This window comes from Mycolicibacterium tusciae (genome assembly GCF_002086795.1).
Classification (GTDB): domain Bacteria; phylum Actinomycetota; class Actinomycetes; order Mycobacteriales; family Mycobacteriaceae; genus Mycobacterium; species Mycobacterium tusciae.
In genome coordinates this window covers 462138-476708 of the sequence record NZ_MVIM01000003.1, presented here as the reverse complement: position 1 = coordinate 476708, position 14571 = coordinate 462138, and the positions used below count along the sequence as shown (strand labels likewise).

The 14571-nt window shown below is 66.2% G+C and carries 21 protein-coding genes; 13 read left to right on the top strand and 8 right to left on the bottom strand.

Going from position 1 to position 14571, the window contains the following annotated elements; genetic code table 11:
• Nucleotides 1-807 (bottom strand): biotin--[acetyl-CoA-carboxylase] ligase, encoded by an 807-nt coding sequence (locus tag BST47_RS08220; RefSeq protein WP_083124990.1) that lies wholly within the window; start codon nt 805-807, stop codon nt 1-3.
• 95 nt (nt 808-902) lie between these two features.
• Here BST47_RS08220 and BST47_RS08215 point away from each other — a divergent pair, with 95 nt between their 5' ends.
• From BST47_RS08215 to BST47_RS08185, 7 genes are all read left to right on the top strand, one after another.
• Nucleotides 903-2543 carry an acyl-CoA carboxylase subunit beta gene (locus tag BST47_RS08215; protein WP_083124989.1) on the top strand — a complete coding sequence of 547 codons (1641 nt, stop codon included), beginning with the start codon at nt 903-905 and terminating at the stop codon, nt 2541-2543.
• Nucleotides 2544-2569: 26 nt separating this feature from the next.
• Nucleotides 2570-2803 carry an acyl-CoA carboxylase subunit epsilon gene (locus tag BST47_RS08210; RefSeq protein ID WP_234809614.1) on the top strand — a complete coding sequence of 78 codons (234 nt, stop codon included), beginning with the start codon at nt 2570-2572 and terminating at the stop codon, nt 2801-2803.
• The gene (locus BST47_RS08205) at nt 2800-3441 is read left to right on the top strand and encodes a Maf family protein (protein WP_083124987.1); all 642 of its coding nucleotides are present in this window, start codon (nt 2800-2802) and stop codon (nt 3439-3441) included. Before BST47_RS08210 ends, BST47_RS08205 begins: the two co-directional genes overlap by 4 nt.
• A gap of 26 nt (nt 3442-3467) precedes the next feature.
• Nucleotides 3468-4355 (top strand): sulfurtransferase, encoded by an 888-nt coding sequence (locus BST47_RS08200; RefSeq protein WP_083124986.1) that lies wholly within the window; start codon nt 3468-3470, stop codon nt 4353-4355.
• 26 nt (nt 4356-4381) lie between these two features.
• Nucleotides 4382-4786: a SufE family protein gene (locus tag BST47_RS08195; protein ID WP_083124985.1), complete on the top strand. Its 405-nt coding sequence runs from the start codon at nt 4382-4384 to the stop codon at nt 4784-4786.
• Between the two features lie 95 nt (nt 4787-4881).
• Complete coding sequence (locus BST47_RS08190; protein ID WP_133056205.1) at nt 4882-5682, top strand: hypothetical protein; 801 nt, start codon at nt 4882-4884, stop codon at nt 5680-5682.
• A gap of 117 nt (nt 5683-5799) precedes the next feature.
• The gene (locus BST47_RS08185) at nt 5800-7599 is read left to right on the top strand and encodes an acetyl/propionyl/methylcrotonyl-CoA carboxylase subunit alpha (protein WP_083125134.1); all 1800 of its coding nucleotides are present in this window, start codon (nt 5800-5802) and stop codon (nt 7597-7599) included.
• Between the two features lie 17 nt (nt 7600-7616).
• On the opposite strand, the gene BST47_RS08180 is transcribed toward BST47_RS08185, so the two are convergent.
• Nucleotides 7617-8315, bottom strand: coding sequence for an SDR family oxidoreductase (locus BST47_RS08180; protein WP_083124983.1), 699 nt, complete (start codon nt 8313-8315; stop codon nt 7617-7619).
• 22 nt (nt 8316-8337) lie between these two features.
• Here BST47_RS08180 and BST47_RS08175 point away from each other — a divergent pair, with 22 nt between their 5' ends.
• A complete protein-coding gene (locus BST47_RS08175) occupies nt 8338-8682 on the top strand; it encodes a hypothetical protein (protein WP_083124982.1) in 345 nt (114 codons plus the stop codon).
• Here the strand turns inward: BST47_RS08175 and BST47_RS08170 are convergent, their stop codons facing one another.
• Nucleotides 8683-9219, bottom strand: a complete 537-nt coding sequence (locus BST47_RS08170; protein ID WP_083124981.1) for a nucleotidyltransferase family protein — start codon at nt 9217-9219, stop codon at nt 8683-8685. It lies immediately after the preceding gene.
• A gap of 265 nt (nt 9220-9484) precedes the next feature.
• Between BST47_RS08170 and BST47_RS08165 the strand changes: the two genes are divergently transcribed.
• Entirely contained in the window at nt 9485-9928 is a 444-nt protein-coding gene (locus BST47_RS08165) for an STAS domain-containing protein (protein WP_083124980.1), read from the top strand.
• Here the strand turns inward: BST47_RS08165 and BST47_RS08160 are convergent.
• Entirely contained in the window at nt 9899-10687 is a 789-nt protein-coding gene (locus BST47_RS08160; protein ID WP_083124979.1) for an RNA polymerase sigma factor SigF, read from the bottom strand. The two genes, BST47_RS08165 and BST47_RS08160, sit on opposite strands and share 30 nt — an antisense overlap.
• The gene (locus BST47_RS08155) at nt 10684-11115 is read right to left on the bottom strand and encodes an ATP-binding protein (RefSeq protein ID WP_083124978.1); all 432 of its coding nucleotides are present in this window, start codon (nt 11113-11115) and stop codon (nt 10684-10686) included. Before BST47_RS08155 ends, BST47_RS08160 begins: the two co-directional genes overlap by 4 nt.
• 121 nt (nt 11116-11236) lie before the next feature.
• On the opposite strand from BST47_RS08155, the gene BST47_RS30645 reads away from it, so the two are divergent.
• The 4 genes from BST47_RS30645 to mbp1 all read left to right on the top strand — a co-directional run bounded on the left by BST47_RS30645 (nt 11237) and on the right by mbp1 (nt 13115).
• Nucleotides 11237-11404 carry a hypothetical protein gene (locus BST47_RS30645; protein ID WP_165799760.1) on the top strand — a complete coding sequence of 56 codons (168 nt, stop codon included), beginning with the start codon at nt 11237-11239 and terminating at the stop codon, nt 11402-11404.
• A gap of 81 nt (nt 11405-11485) precedes the next feature.
• A complete protein-coding gene (locus BST47_RS08150) occupies nt 11486-12502 on the top strand; it encodes a DNA topoisomerase IB (protein WP_083124977.1) in 1017 nt (338 codons plus the stop codon).
• Between the two features lie 75 nt (nt 12503-12577).
• Nucleotides 12578-12775 (top strand): hypothetical protein, encoded by a 198-nt coding sequence (locus BST47_RS08145; RefSeq protein WP_083124976.1) that lies wholly within the window; start codon nt 12578-12580, stop codon nt 12773-12775.
• A 103-nt stretch (nt 12776-12878) separates the two neighbouring features.
• Nucleotides 12879-13115, top strand: coding sequence for a microaggregate-binding protein 1 (gene mbp1 / locus BST47_RS08140; protein ID WP_083124975.1), 237 nt, complete (start codon nt 12879-12881; stop codon nt 13113-13115).
• A gap of 62 nt (nt 13116-13177) precedes the next feature.
• Here mbp1 and usfY read toward each other — a convergent pair whose 3' ends face one another.
• From usfY to BST47_RS08125, 3 genes are all read right to left on the bottom strand, one after another.
• Nucleotides 13178-13486: a protein UsfY gene (gene usfY / locus BST47_RS08135; protein ID WP_083124974.1), complete on the bottom strand. Its 309-nt coding sequence runs from the start codon at nt 13484-13486 to the stop codon at nt 13178-13180.
• Between the two features lie 90 nt (nt 13487-13576).
• Nucleotides 13577-14194: a flavodoxin family protein gene (locus BST47_RS08130; RefSeq protein WP_083124973.1), complete on the bottom strand. Its 618-nt coding sequence runs from the start codon at nt 14192-14194 to the stop codon at nt 13577-13579.
• Nucleotides 14191-14562, bottom strand: coding sequence for a hypothetical protein (locus BST47_RS08125; RefSeq protein WP_083124972.1), 372 nt, complete (start codon nt 14560-14562; stop codon nt 14191-14193). Before BST47_RS08125 ends, BST47_RS08130 begins: the two co-directional genes overlap by 4 nt.
• Nucleotides 14563-14571: the final 9 nt, after the last annotated feature.

The window sequence follows — 14571 nt, the reverse complement described above, 5'->3', positions numbered from 1 at the left end:
TCAGGTGCCCGCGGGTCGCAAGTGGACGATGTCACCTGCGGCGACCGTCGTCGTCTGCCCGTCGGTGTCGATCGAGAGCCGGCCCTGGTCGTCGACATCGCGGGCCACCCCGACGATCTCGCGGTCACCGGGGAGGATCGCGCGGACCGGCATCCCGAGGGTCAGGCTGCGGGCCTGGTAGTCGGCGATCAGTTCCGGGTCCGCGCCGCCGGCACTGCGCCAGGCATCGACGCGACGGCCCAACTCCGTCAACAGCCGAACGATGAGTTCGCCACGATCCGGTGCGGCGACGCCGAGCCCGACGAGGGATGTCACACCGTCCACGCCCACCTCGTCACCACGCAGTGACACGTTGAGACCGATGCCGACGACGACCACCCGTTGCTCGGCGGCGACCTCGGCGAGGATTCCCGCCAGCTTGCCGCCACCGGCGAGCACGTCGTTGGGCCACTTCAATCCGGCGTCGACGCCGATGCCGGTCACGGTGTCGACGATGGCCACCCCCGTCGCCAGCGGAAGCCAGCCCCAGGCGTCCGTCGGCACTGCGGCGGCATCGATCGCCACCGACAGCGTGATCTGGGCGTACCGCGCCGCCGACCAGCTGCGCCCCTGCCTGCCGCGGCCGGCGGTCTGGTGTTCGGCGATCAGGACAGCGCCCGCGATGTCGGCGCCGCTGTTGGCGCGCGCGATCAGGTCGGAGTTGGTGGATCCGGTCTCGGCCGCCACTTCGACCGTCCGCCACACCGGGCCGCCTTCGATGGCGGCACGCAACGTCGTTTCGTCCAGGGGAGCGCGCTCAGCAGTCATCGGCCAAACGTAAGCGACCCTGCGCACGCCTGCTTAAGGAGATATTAAGGACGCGCTGTCCGCGTCGTTCACGCGGTTCGTTAGCATCGACGCTCATGACGAGCGTTAGCGATCAGTCGGTCGAGCCCGCGGGCGAGCACGAGATCGACATCCACACCACCGCAGGCAAGCTGGCGGATCTTCGCAGGCGCACCGAAGAGACGCTGCACCCGGTCGGAGAGGCGGCGGTCGAGAAGATCCACGCCAAGGGCAAGCTGACCGCCCGCGAACGCATCCTGGCGCTGCTGGACGAGGGTTCGTTCGTCGAACTCGACGCGTTGGCCCGGCACCGCAGCACGAACTTCGGGCTGGCTGAGAAGCGCCCGTTCGGCGACGGCGTGGTGACTGGTTACGGCACCATCGACGGCCGCGAGATCTGCATCTTCAGCCAGGACGTCTCGGTCTTCGGCGGCAGCCTCGGCGAGGTCTACGGCGAAAAGATCGTCAAGGTGCAGGACCTCGCGATCAAGACGGGCCGGCCGCTCATCGGCATCAACGACGGCGCGGGCGCGCGAATCCAAGAGGGCGTGGTGTCACTTGGCCTGTACAGCAAGATCTTCCACAACAACATCATGGCGTCCGGCGTGATCCCGCAGATCTCGTTGATCATGGGCGCCGCAGCGGGCGGCCACGTGTATTCCCCCGCGCTGACCGACTTCGTCGTCATGGTCGACCAGACCAGCCAGATGTTCATCACCGGACCAGACGTCATCAAGACGGTCACCGGTGAGGACGTCACGATGGAGGAACTCGGCGGCGCACACACGCACATGGCCAAGTCGGGCACTGCGCACTACGTGGCGACCGGCGAGCAGGACGCCTTCGACTACGTCCGCGAGCTGCTGTCGTACCTGCCCGCCAACAACTACGCCGACCCGCCGCGCTACCCGGCCGCGGTGCCGGAGGGCGCGATCGAGGACAACCTCACCGACGAGGACCTCGAACTGGACACCCTGATCCCCGATTCGCCGAACCAGCCCTACGACATGCACGAAGTCATCACCCGCATCCTCGATGACGACGAATTCCTCGAGGTACAGGCCGGCTATGCCGGGAACATTCTGGTCGGGTTCGGCCGCATCGAAGGCCGACCGGTCGGCATCGTCGCCAATCAGCCGACCCAGTTCGCGGGCTGCCTGGACATCAACGCCTCGGAAAAGGCGGCGCGGTTCATCCGCACCTGCGACTGCTTCAACGTGCCGATCGTGATGCTGGTCGATGTGCCGGGCTTCCTGCCGGGCACCGACCAGGAATACAACGGCATCATCCGCCGCGGCGCGAAGCTGCTGTACGCCTATGGCGAGGCGACCGTCGCCAAGATCACCGTCATCACCCGCAAGGCCTACGGCGGCGCGTACTGCGTCATGGGTTCGAAGGAGATGGGCGCCGACGTGAACGTCGCGTGGCCGAGCGCGCAGATCGCGGTCATGGGCGCCGCCGGCGCGGTCGGGTTCGTATACCGCCAGGAGTTGGCCAAGGCGGCCAAGGAGGGTCAGGACGTCGACGCGCTTCGCTTGGAGCTGCAGCAGACGTACGAGGACACCCTCGTCAATCCGTACATCGCCGCCGAGCGTGGCTATGTGGACGCGGTGATCCCGCCGTCGCACACCCGCGGCTACGTCGCAACGGCCCTGCGCCTGCTCGAACGCAAGATCACGCAGGTGCCGCCGAAGAAGCACGGAAACATTCCACTGTGAGCGGGTCTGTGAGCGGGGACGAGACTGTGAGCGAGGAACCGCAACACCACGAAGCGCCCATCCAGGTCGTGAAGGGCAAGCCGACCGATGAGGAGATCGGCGCGGTCATCGCCGTGCTCGCCGCCGCTTCGGGTACTCCCGCCGAGCCGCGGGAGCAGGAAGAGAACCTGTGGGGCCATCCGGTCGACCGGCTGCGCTATTCGTTCTTCAGCTGGCAGAAGGTGACCCTTCAGCAACGGACGCACATGCGCCATCGATGACGCGATTCGTTCTCGCGTCGGCATCGCCCGGCCGCCGTAAGGTGTTGCGCCAGGCGGGAATCGACCCACTTGTCATCGTCTCCGGTGTCGACGAGGACGCCGCCATTGCCCGTCTGGAACCGTCGGCCACCCCAGCCGACGTGACCACCACGCTGGCCGCCGCGAAGGCGGAAGCCGTCGTCGGGGTCCTGGATGCCGGCGTCGCAGCCGACTGCGTTGTCATCGGCTGTGATTCGATGCTGTACCACGATGGGGCATTGCGCGGTAAGCCCACCACCGCCGACGCGGCGCGCGTCGGCTGGCAGCAGATGGCGGGGACTTCGGGCGAGCTCTACACCGGCCATAGCGTGATTCGGTTGCGGGACAACGCAATAGCGTGGCGCGGTGCCGACGCCACGGTGACCACGGTGCGGTTCGGCAACCCGTCCACGGCGGATCTGGATGCCTATGTCGACAGCGGCGAGCCCGCGGCGGTGGCGGGTGGATTCACGCTCGACGGCCTGGGCGGCTGGTTCGTCGACGGTGTCGACGGCGACCCGTCCTCGGTGATCGGCATCGGACTGCCGCTGATCCGTCGACTGCTCGCCGACGGGGGCCTGTCGATCGCAGAACTCTGGTCCGCCAACCCGCTGCGCTGATCCGGTGCGTGGGTAGGCTCGCAGTTGTGCCGCTACCCGCCGATCCCGCCCCCGCCCTGGCCGAGTACGCCGACCCGGAACGCCTGGTCACCCCCGATTGGTTGTCGGGCAACCTAGGTAGGCCCGGTCTGGCCATCGTCGAATCCGACGAGGACGTGCTGCTCTACGACACCGGCCACATCCCCGGCGCGGTGAAGATCGACTGGCACACCGACCTCAACGACCCGACGGTCCGCGACTACATCGACGGCGCCCAGTTCGCCGAGCTGATGAACCGCAAGGGCATCTCCCGCGACGACACCGTCGTCATCTACGGCGACAAGAGCAACTGGTGGGCCGCCTACGCCCTGTGGGTGTTCACGCTGTTCGGCCACCCCGACGTGCGCCTGCTCGATGGTGGACGCGACCTGTGGATCTCCGACGGCCGCGACACGAACCTGGACGTACCGTCCAAACAGACCACGGGTTACCCCGTCGTCGAACGCAACGACGCGCCGATCCGCGCGTTCAAGGAGGACGTGCTGGAGATCATCGGCTCGCAGCCGCTGATCGACGTCCGCTCACCGCAGGAGTACACCGGGGAGCGCACCCACATGCCCGACTACCCCGAGGAGGGCGCGCTGCGCGGCGGGCACATCCCGACCGCACGGTCGATCCCGTGGGCCAAGGCGGCCAGGGACAACGGCCAGTTCCGCACCCGCGCTGAACTCGACGAGCTGTACGGCTTCCTGTCCGACGACGACAAAACCGTCGTGTACTGCCGCATCGGCGAGCGAAGCAGCCACACCTGGTTCGTGCTGACGCATCTGCTGGGCCGCGAAGGCGTGCGTAATTACGACGGCTCCTGGACCGAGTGGGGCAACGCGGTGCGGGTGCCCGTGGCCGTCGGGGAAGAGCCTGGCGAAGCGACATGACTTCGGTCGTCCCACCACCCCGCCCAATGCCCACCGCGCTGGCCGAGGTGGTGTCCGACTTCAAGGAGATGCAGGGCCAGGACAAGCTGCAGCTGCTACTGGAGTTCGCGGGTGAACTGCCGCCGCTGCCCGCCGAACTGGAAGAGGCGGCCATGGAGCCGGTGCCCGAATGTCAGTCACCGCTGTTCCTCCACGTCGACGCCGCCGACCGGGACAACGTCCGGCTGTATTTCAGCGCCCCCGCGGAGGCGCCGACCACGCGTGGTTTCGCGGCGATCCTGGCGGCCGGACTCGACTCACAGCCCGCCGATGACATCCTCGCGGTACCCGACGACTTCTACAGCGAACTCGGCCTGGCCGCGCTGATCAGCCCATTGCGACTGCGTGGCATGTCCGCGATGCTCGCCCGCATCAAGAAGCGGCTGAGATAGTCACACCCGACGATGAGCCTGTCCACACCGGTCGGCGATCTGTGTGCGGCGACCAACAGCGAATAGAGCCACGACCTTCCGGGTATGACTCTGCGGTGATCGAAGCGGACGGTCAGCGCCTCAATACTGCGGTAGCGGTGAGCCTGCCGAGCCGCGTCGACCACGCCCAGGCTGACCTTCACCGGCACGGACTCGTCACACTCGAGGGCGTCATCCCGACGGAGTGGCTCAGCGCGGCGCGCACCGAGGTGAACGACTACCTTGCTCGCCACGGGTGGCGTGAGCACAGCTTGGTCTACGGGGACTCCTGGGAGTGCCCGACCATCGCGGCACTGGCCGAGGACCAGCGCGTCGAAGCCTTTCTGCATTCGCTGACGTCGTTCCCCGAATCGGAATCGGATTACGCGGGCTATCAGCAGCGAGTCCTTCGCATACTCGACGGTTCGGACGCGGACACCCCGCCGTTCGACTGGCATTACGACGCGAATGCGGTGACCATGCTTGTTCCGATCGTCGTTCCCGCCGACGGGGCGGGTCAGGTGGCGATATTCCCCGACCATCGCCCGCACCGCCGTTGGGCCGCGCTGAGCGCGGCCGAGCGACTGCTCGTGCACAAACAGATATACGGGCGCCGGATGCGCCGCCGCTATCAGGGCGATCCGTCCGCATTCACCATCCCGCTCAGGCCCGGCGATGCGTACCTCTTCAGGGGATACCGCGCGCTTCACGCCGTGCTGCCCTGGGCCAACGACACTCTGCGAGTGACGCTAGTGCTGCAGTACGGCCATCCCTATGGACGGGAGGGCTCGCTCGTTCGAGCGGTGAGGGCGCGGCGCGACGCCAAGCGCAAACGGCGAACCAGCGCCGATCAATTGATGCGCAACCGAGCACAGTGAATGGGGCTACCCGGGAGTAACCGATACCGGCTTGGCGTGGGCGTCGTGCTGCCGCCTAAACTGCCTCCGATACATTCTTAAAGACGTTTCTTAAAATCCATGCCGTCAGGAGGCGCAGTGGCAAGTCACGCCAGCTCAAAGATCTCCAAGGTGCTCGTCGCCAATCGCGGGGAAATCGCGGTCAGGGTGATCCGGGCAGCCAAGGACGCCGGGCTTGCAAGCGTGGCCGTGTACGCCGAACCCGACGCCGACGCACCTCACGTGCGGCTCGCCGATGAAGCCTTCGCACTCGGCGGCCAGACCTCAGCCGAGTCCTACCTCGTCTTCGAAAAGCTTTTGGAGGCGGCCGAGAAATCCGGCGCGAACGCCATCCATCCCGGCTACGGATTCCTTTCGGAGAACGCCGATTTCGCTCAGGCCGTGCTCGACGCCGGCTTGATCTGGATCGGGCCCAGCCCGCAGTCCATCCGCGATCTCGGCGACAAGGTCACCGCCCGGCACATCGCCGCGCGCGCCGAGGCGCCGCTGGTTCCGGGAACCCCCGACCCAGTCAAGGACGCCGACGAGGTCGTTGCGTTCGCCGAGGAGTACGGCGTACCGGTGGCCATCAAGGCGGCGTTCGGCGGCGGCGGCCGCGGCATGAAGGTCGCCCGCACGATCGAAGAGATCCCGGAGTTGTTCGAGTCGGCCACCCGTGAGGCCGTCGCGGCGTTCGGCCGCGGTGAGTGCTTCGTCGAGCGCTACCTGGACAAGCCGCGCCACGTCGAGGCTCAAGTCATCGCCGACACGCACGGCAACGTCGTCGTCGCAGGCACCCGCGACTGCTCGCTGCAGCGCCGCTTCCAGAAGCTCGTCGAGGAGGCGCCCGCGCCGTTCCTGACCGACGCACAGCGCAAGGAGATTCACGAGTCCGCCAAGCGCATCTGCAAGGAGGCCGGCTACTACGGCGCAGGCACCGTCGAATACCTCGTCGGCCAGGACGGGCTGATCTCATTCCTCGAGGTGAACACCCGCCTGCAGGTCGAGCATCCGGTCACCGAGGAGACCGCGGGCATCGACCTGGTCCTGCAGCAGTTCAAGATCGCCAACGGCGAGGCATTGGACATCACCGAGGATCCGACGCCGCGCGGGCACGCGTTCGAGTTCCGCATCAACGGCGAGGACGCTGGCCGCGGCTTTCTGCCAGCGCCCGGCCCGGTCACCCGCTACGACATCCCCACCGGTCCCGGTGTGCGGCTGGACTCCGGCGTCGAGGCCGGTTCGGTGATCGGCGGCCAGTTCGACTCGATGCTGTCGAAGCTGATCGTGTCCGGCGCCACCCGCGAGGAGGCGCTGGCCCGCTCGCGCCGCGCGCTGGCCGAGTTCCATGTCGAGGGCCTGGCGACGGTCATTCCGTTCCACCGCGCCGTGGTGTCCGACCCGGCGTTCATCGGAGACGGCGAGAAGTTCGACGTGCACACCCGGTGGATCGAAACCGAGTGGGACAACACCGTCGAACCCTTCACCGGCGGTGAAGCGATCGAAGAGGAAGACACCATTCCGCGGCAGTCGGTCGTCGTCGAGGTGGGAGGCCGGCGCATCGAGGTGTCGCTGCCCGGTGATCTGGCCATCGGCGGCGGCGGTGGTGCGCCCGCGGGCGGCGGCGTCGTCCGCAAGAAGCCCAAGGCACGCAAGCGCGGTTCGTCCGGCGGCGCGGCGGCATCCGGCGATTCGGTGACGGCACCGATGCAGGGCACTGTGGTCAAGGTGGCTGTCGAAGAGGGTCAGGAGGTTGCTTCCGGCGATCTCGTCGTGGTTCTCGAGGCGATGAAGATGGAGAACCCGGTCACCGCGCACAAGGACGGCGTCATCACCGGCCTCGCGGTCGAGCCCGGTGCGGCCGTCACGCAGGGCACGGTGCTCGCCGAGATCAAGTAGGCCTCACCCGAATCGAGCTAATCGGGCGTGACGAGGCTGTTGCGCTGTAGTGGCGTGCCGAAGTAGCCGGCCTCGGGGTCGACGACGACGGTCTTGGTGTCGTCGCCCTGCCGGGCCAACGTGTCGCGGGCCATCTGCTCAAACGGGATCTTCTGCGGCCCACCGATGTTCACGACACCGTTCAGCGGTCCGGCGACGGCGGCGCGCGCGACATCGGAGGCGACCCTGTCCGCCGGGATGGGCTGAATCAGCGCATCGGGAACGCGTACCTCGTCGCCGACGGTCATCGATCCGGTGATGGCGTCGGTGAACTCGGCGAACTGCGTGGCGCGCACGATGGTGTAGGGCATTCCGGATTGACTGAGCAGCTTCTCCTGCGCGACCTTGGCCCGCATGTACCCGCTGAGCGGAAGACCGTCCACACCGACGATCGACAGCACAACATAGTGTCCGACCCCGGCGTTCTTCGCGGCCGCCGCCACATTCGCCGTCGCCTTGGTGAAGAACTCCAACACCGGCCCGTCTTCGAACGACGGAGAATTCGTGACATCGACGAGCGCGTCGGCCCCCGCCAGCGCCTCGCCGAGCCCGTCGCCGCTGAGGACGTCGACACCAGATCCACGCGATGCCGCGACGACCTCGTGCCCGTCAGCCTCGAGTAGGGCCACCACCTTGGTGCCGATCAGACCGCTCGCACCGATCACTGTGATCCTCATAGGCCATGCCTACCATCGACGGGTGGAGCCCGTGGAGATTAACGCCGGCGCTTGGTATTTGCGCGCACTGCGTGCGGACGAGTTGATGGACGACCGTCCCGCGCTCGCCGCAATGGGCGAGTCCGATCCTGGCTACGTGGCGCGCTGTACGGCGCGATGGGCCTCCGACACCGGATACACGTGGGCGGTCTGCGAACCGACGACGGGTGAGATGTTGGCCGAGGTGAGTATCGATCCGGTGGCCCGCACTCTGCGGACCAGAGCGCGCGACGGCCACGACGACGCCGTCGCGGTTGCCGAGCAGGCGGTGCGACGCTTCGCGACGGCGATGCTGGGGCTGACGATCACTGATCCGATCGGCGGCTGATCACGGGGTATCGATGTCGCGGCCGGTCGCCAGGTCGGCGCAGTCCACCTCGACGACATCTGAGCGTGCTGAGAGAAACGTGCGCGCGCCCTCGTCGCCGCGCAGTCCTCGGAGTAGTTCGGTCCAGTGCCGGTTGGCGACGACGACGGGGTGGCCGGGCGTGTCGCCGAAGTACGCGCGCGCGAGGCCCGACGTCGATGATCGCGCTGCGGCCAGCACCCGGTCCACCACTTCGGCGCCTACGTCGGGGGTGTCGACGGTGTGCAGCACCGCGAAGTCGGCCGCCACGGCCGACAGACCCGTACGCAACGATGCCGACAACCCGTCTGACCAGTCAGTCGCGATGACGGCGCGGGCGGGAGCAGGCACATCGACGATCGCGGCGCCCAGCACGACTATTACGTCGTCGCACCCGCCGTGATGTAGGGCCGCCACCGCTGATTTCAGCCACTCACCTTGTACAGCACGCACTTTCGGCATACCGAACCGCACGCCCGCCCCAGCGGCGAGCAAAATACCGGCGGCCGTGGTCGACATGTCGACAAGTGTGGGTCTACCAGGCGTTTCAGACAAACGGGCGCCGCGTCCACCGCTGTGAACTGGACTTATGACGTCCGCGTCATTCACGTTGTCGTTTCCAATCGTGTGGCGTAGGGTTCGAGTCAGGTTGAAATCACAGCCAGCTGCAAACGTCATCGACGTGCAGGGCTGTGGCCCTGCAGCCAGGCTTTCAAAAGCGCAGGGCCCAGATTTGACGTGAGCCACAGTACGAATCGATGTATTCACCACTGATGGAGTCACAATGTCTACCTCAACCCAAGATGCTCCGACACCACCGGAGGCCCTGATCGAGCACGCCGAGTCGCATTCGGCGCATTTCGCGACCCGTTCGCTACCGCCGAACACCGCTGTGGTCACCGCGCACGGCGAGATCGACGCGGCGAACGCGCAGGCACTCGTGGACTACGCGCTGCGACACGGCGATCACATCAACCGCTTGGTGCTCGACCTGAGCGGCGTCGATTTCTTTGGCACATCCGGCTTTTCGGCGCTGCACACACTCAACGTGCGCTGCGCCGGCGAATCCATCGCCTGGGCTTCAGTACCCAGCCCGGCGGTCGCGCGGCTGCTGCAGATCTGTGATCCCGATTCGCTTCTGCCGTTCTTCGGCGGCGTCGACACCGCTCTGTCGGCGGTTCAGGGAGAACCGCCCCGCCTACTGCAGTTGGTCCCGCAGCCGCGCTAGAGATTTCGCGAGTAACCGGGACACGTGCATCTGCGAAATACCTACTCGTTCGGCGATCTGGGTCTGCGTGAGCGATTCGAAGAAGCGCAGCAGCAGAACCGTTCGTTCCCGCTCGGGCAACGCTGCGAGCAAGGGCCGCAACGCTTCCCGGTTCTCGATCTGGTCTAGTCCCAGGTCGACGTCGCCGATCGTGTCGGCGATCGCGGGCGCGTCCTCGTTACCTCCACCGCCGCTGTCGATGGACAGCGTGTTGTAGGAGCTGCCTGCGACCAGACCCTCGACGACCTCGTCGCGGTCCATCTCCAGTTCGATGGCCAGTTCCGAGGCGGTGGGTGCGCGGCCGAGTCGCTGAGACAGTTCAGCTGTGGCGGCGCCCAGCCGCAGGTGCAGCTCTTTGAGCCGCCGGGGCACCTTGACCGACCAGCTGTTGTCCCGGAAGTGTCGCCGGACCTCGCCCATGATCGTCGGCACCGCGAACGACACGAAGTCCGATCCGGCGTTCACATCGAAGCGGATCACCGCGTTCACCAGACCGACACGGGCGACCTGGACGAGATCGTCGCGGGACTCGCCGCGCCCATCGAACCGACGGGCGATGTGGTCGGCCAAAGGCAGGCAGCGTTCCACGATGCGGTCTCGCTGTCGCTGGAAGGCCGCGCTGTCTTCGGGTACGCCCTCGAGCTCGCGAAACATGTCCGCGACATCCGCGTACTCAGAGTTCGATCGCGATGACGAACCCTGTGACGTCGAAGGGCTCACTGCAACGAGCTCGCTCGCCTTGTCGTCATCGAGATCCCGAAGACCTGTCCTTCCTCAGGGCCCTGCCCGTCCTGGAAAGTCTGTACATCGTCGGTCAGGGAGCTCAGCACGTGCCAGCTGAAGCTGCCGGGGGCCAGGATGTCGGGACTCTTGCATGGCGCCGACGCGTGGATGACAACCGCATCTTCGCGCGGATCGACGACGAGCAGCAGTGTGGCATCGGGGACCGCGCAGCGAATGAGGCGCGTACACGCTTCGTCGACCGCCAACCGCAGATCGGCGACGGAGTCGAAGTCCAGATCCTCGTATGTGGCGACCGCCGCCACGAGCGTGCGCAGCACTGCAAGGTTTTCCAGAGTGGCGGCGACCCGAAGCTCGACCGACCCGGCGTTCCGTAGGTGCCCGTTCGTGTTGGCAACGTCGGCCATTTGACCTCCCGGCAATATCGAAGCGAGGTTACCCCAGGTCCGCTCCCGGCTAACCACGGGCGTTACCGCAAGCAGTCGGTACCAAAGTGTGGCATGCGCCCGAGCCGGGTAAACCCCGGTCATGAAGCACACGGGGTCGCACAGCCGACTCGACGACGCAGACCCGGGCGGCACCCGGGGACTGCGCCGAATCATCGTGACTGCCGGAATGGTCCTGTTGGCGTTGATCTTGATCTTGGTGGCGATATATGCCGGGGCGTTCCTCATCCTCGCGCCGATGATGCAGTGATGCCGCAGATGAGCTTGTCCAGCGTGGTTCGTGATTCGCCATGGTCCAGGTCCCTTACCCTCACGTGGTCGTCCGCCAAACATGCGGCTGCGTCGTAGCGAACTCCGTGGCCCCGGACTGCGCCGAGTCCGGCGCGGCCGCGGGTTCTCCTATTACGACGCCAACGGTGCGTCGATCACCGATACCACGACGCTCGACCGCATCAAAGGGCTTGTCATCCCACCGGCCTGGAAGAAGGTGTGGATCTGCCCTCATCCCAACGGCCACATCCAGGCGGTGGGAACAGACGCCGCCGGCCGACGCCAGTACCTCTACCACCAGAAGTGGCAGCAGGAGCGGAACGAGGAGAAATTCGACCGGGCCCTGGACATGTCGGCGGCACTGCCCGACATGCGGCGCCAGATCGCGTCGGACTTGCGCGGCCGGGGGCTCACCCGCGACCGGGTGATCGCTCTGGCGCTGCAATTGCTCGACCTCGGCTACTTCCGTTCGGGGTCAGAACAGTACGTCGAGGAGAACAACTCCTTCGGCCTTGCGACGTTGCTCTGCGAACATGTGACGCTGCAGAGCGACGCGGTTGAGTTCGACTATCCGGCCAAGAGCGGGGTTCGCCGCACCCTGCTGATCGAGGATCCTGAGGTCGTCAGATCGGTGCGCGCGCTGATACGCAGACCGCATCGGGGTGAGCGGTTACTGGTGTGCCGCAACGGTTCCGGGTGGACCGACCTGCACGCCGACGATCTCAACAGCCGGTTCAAGGAACTGGTCGGCGACGAGTACACGGTCAAGGATCTACGCACATGGCACGGCACGGTGCTGGCGGCGGCGGCATTCGTCGACGCCGATCCGCCGGAGAACAAGTCCGTGATCAAGCGCGTGGAATCGGCCGTCATGAAGGAGGTCGCCGAGGAACTTGGCAATACCCCAGCCGTGGCGCGCCGCTCGTACGTGGATCCCCGCGTCGTCGAGGGTTATGAATCCGGCCTGACTATCGTGGCCGCCGCCAAGCGCGCCGCGAAGACCCGAGCCCCAGCCAAGCGGCAAGAGCTTCTGGACCGCAGCACCGCACGCCTGATCCGCAAGGTCGCAAAGAGCTAGCGCCAAGGCCGTACGAGACCAAAAACTCAAGCACCAAAACGTTTTCGGATCCGGGACGGAGTATCGTCGAGCATCATGCGCGACGATCAAGACCTCCCCTACGACGTTCCCGACGCCGACGCCGCCGACCAACAACGGCCGGTGAGCGAACCGGGTCTGGATGAGGAAGCAGCTGCCGAGCCCCCCGGCGAGTTGCCCCTCGAGGCCGCCGCCGCCGACTGGCAGGAACAGCTGGAAACGGTCGACATCGACCCCGACGACGATCGCGTTTAGCGTCCACAGCCCCGGGTAACCCTTTGATCGCGGGGCAATCCCTGCGGCCCCACGCTCAAGAAGTGGGCTGGACCGATTCCACTAGCTAGCGGAAAGGCAGCATATGACTGAGAAGAACAGTGGCCCTGAAGAAGGCATCAAGGGTGCCGTTGAGGATGTCAAGGGCAAGACGAAGGAAGCCGTCGGCACGGTGACCGGCCGCGATGACATGGTCCGCGAAGGCAAGGCCCAGCAGGACAAGGCCGACGCCCAGCAGGACGCCGCCAAGAAGGAAGCGGAGGCCGAAGCCGCACGAGGCGGAGCCAAGGCAGCCGAGGAGCGTCAGAAGTCCGAGCAGTAGCGTCAAGACGCACGGAGAAAGGGCCCGGCCAGTCGGCTGGGCCTTTTCCTGTCGCGGCGTCTTTAACTGCTCGGTCGCTGCCGCAGGGCATCGGGATGCTCTGCGTACCAACGGTCTTCGATTCGCCGCACCCTCAGGTGCTCGATCATCAGCCATCCGCCACCGGCGACGAATCCGACGCCGGCCAAAGAAGCCAGCATCAGTCCGACGTCATGATGCTTGGTGGCGAATGCCGCCAGGCAAGAGACGAACAGCACCAGGGCCACTCCTATCAGGATGAGCCCCGGCATGATTTTGTTGTCTTTCATTGACTCCCCGGCATGCGGACGGGTAGTTCTCGCATGGTCGACGGGATCCTTCGGGCCTTTCATCGGTACTCCTCTCTAGGCATACCTGTGGCCGCCCTAAACGGGCTGATTCAACGGTAGAACTACCCGACTCCGCTGTGGGAGAAACGAACATCACCGGTAGGACGGGTATTGCCGTTCGCGCAGCAAGCTCGCCAGATGAGCAGCGTTGCGGGCCGCCGCCGCCGTGGCCGAAGCGATCGCCTCGGGCACTTCGTCGAGGTCGTTGTAGTCCTTGGACTGCATGGCCTCACCGTTCCAATACGTCGAACCCTGCGCGGGAATCGCGTATCCAATGTCGTTGAGCCCCTGGAAGCAATCGGCAATGACCTTGTGCGCGCCGTCTTCGTTGCCGACGACCGCGACCACCGCAACCTTGCCGACCATGAGCGGCCGGTCCGCGTCGTCGGTGTTGGACAGTTCGGCGTCCAGGCGTTCCAGTACTCGTTGCGTGACACTCGACGGATTGCCCAGCCACACCGGCGTGGCCAGCACCAGAATGTCGGATTTCAACACCTTTTCGCGGATCTTCGGCCACTCGTCGCCGTCACCCATATCGGCCTCGACACCGGGCGAAATGGCGAAATCGACGCAACGCAGCGATTCGGTCTTCACGCCTTGCTCACGCAGCTGTTCGCAGACGTGCTCGGCCATCAACTCGCTACTCGATGGTGCCGGGCTGGGCTTGAGGCTGCAAACGAGTGCAACCGCCGTCAGCGGCTGATCAGTCATCCGCCGAACACCGCAGATCCGGCCAGCGGCGGCATGCTCATCGTCAGCACCAGCAGCATCGTCGTCAGCAGGAACCAGCCGACGCCCTGCCATGCCCACCACGTTTCCTGCCTGCGCCACGTCTGGTACGTGCGGAAGAAGGCGCGCAGCCCGCCGATCAGCAGGATGACGGGTGCCCCGAGGGCAAGCAGGGTGCGTTGGGGTACGCCGCAAGCAACCGTGTCCGCGGTCGCGCCGCTGCACGTACTCACCCAGACGGCGGCGGTGAACAGGAACGCGATGCCTGCCACGGCGAACGCCGCGCCGAAACGCACAGCGTCACGCACGTTGGCGTCGTCTTGTCGCACACGCTCAGGGCTTTGGTACACGGCTGGACT

Excerpts from the sequence above, each read along its gene's own strand:
- BST47_RS08145 (WP_083124976.1), top strand. The coding sequence starts at position 12,578 with ATGCGCGACGATCAAGACCTCCCCTACGACGTTCCCGACGCCGACGCC.
- usfY (WP_083124974.1), bottom strand. The coding sequence starts at position 13,486 with ATGAAAGGCCCGAAGGATCCCGTCGACCATGCGAGAACTACCCGTCCG.
- BST47_RS08180 (WP_083124983.1), bottom strand. The coding sequence starts at position 8,315 with ATGAGGATCACAGTGATCGGTGCGAGCGGTCTGATCGGCACCAAGGTG.
- BST47_RS08150 (WP_083124977.1), top strand. The coding sequence starts at position 11,486 with ATGCGGCTGCGTCGTAGCGAACTCCGTGGCCCCGGACTGCGCCGAGTC.
- BST47_RS30645 (WP_165799760.1), top strand. The coding sequence starts at position 11,237 with ATGAAGCACACGGGGTCGCACAGCCGACTCGACGACGCAGACCCGGGC.
- mbp1 (WP_083124975.1), top strand. The coding sequence starts at position 12,879 with ATGACTGAGAAGAACAGTGGCCCTGAAGAAGGCATCAAGGGTGCCGTT.
- BST47_RS08205 (WP_083124987.1), top strand. The coding sequence starts at position 2,800 with ATGACGCGATTCGTTCTCGCGTCGGCATCGCCCGGCCGCCGTAAGGTG.
- BST47_RS08215 (WP_083124989.1), top strand. The coding sequence starts at position 903 with ATGACGAGCGTTAGCGATCAGTCGGTCGAGCCCGCGGGCGAGCACGAG.
- BST47_RS08220 (WP_083124990.1), bottom strand. The coding sequence starts at position 807 with ATGACTGCTGAGCGCGCTCCCCTGGACGAAACGACGTTGCGTGCCGCC.
- BST47_RS08165 (WP_083124980.1), top strand. The coding sequence starts at position 9,485 with ATGTCTACCTCAACCCAAGATGCTCCGACACCACCGGAGGCCCTGATC.
- BST47_RS08155 (WP_083124978.1), bottom strand. The coding sequence starts at position 11,115 with ATGGCCGACGTTGCCAACACGAACGGGCACCTACGGAACGCCGGGTCG.
- BST47_RS08195 (WP_083124985.1), top strand. The coding sequence starts at position 4,382 with ATGCCCACCGCGCTGGCCGAGGTGGTGTCCGACTTCAAGGAGATGCAG.
- BST47_RS08130 (WP_083124973.1), bottom strand. The coding sequence starts at position 14,194 with ATGACTGATCAGCCGCTGACGGCGGTTGCACTCGTTTGCAGCCTCAAG.
- BST47_RS08170 (WP_083124981.1), bottom strand. The coding sequence starts at position 9,219 with ATGTCGACCACGGCCGCCGGTATTTTGCTCGCCGCTGGGGCGGGCGTG.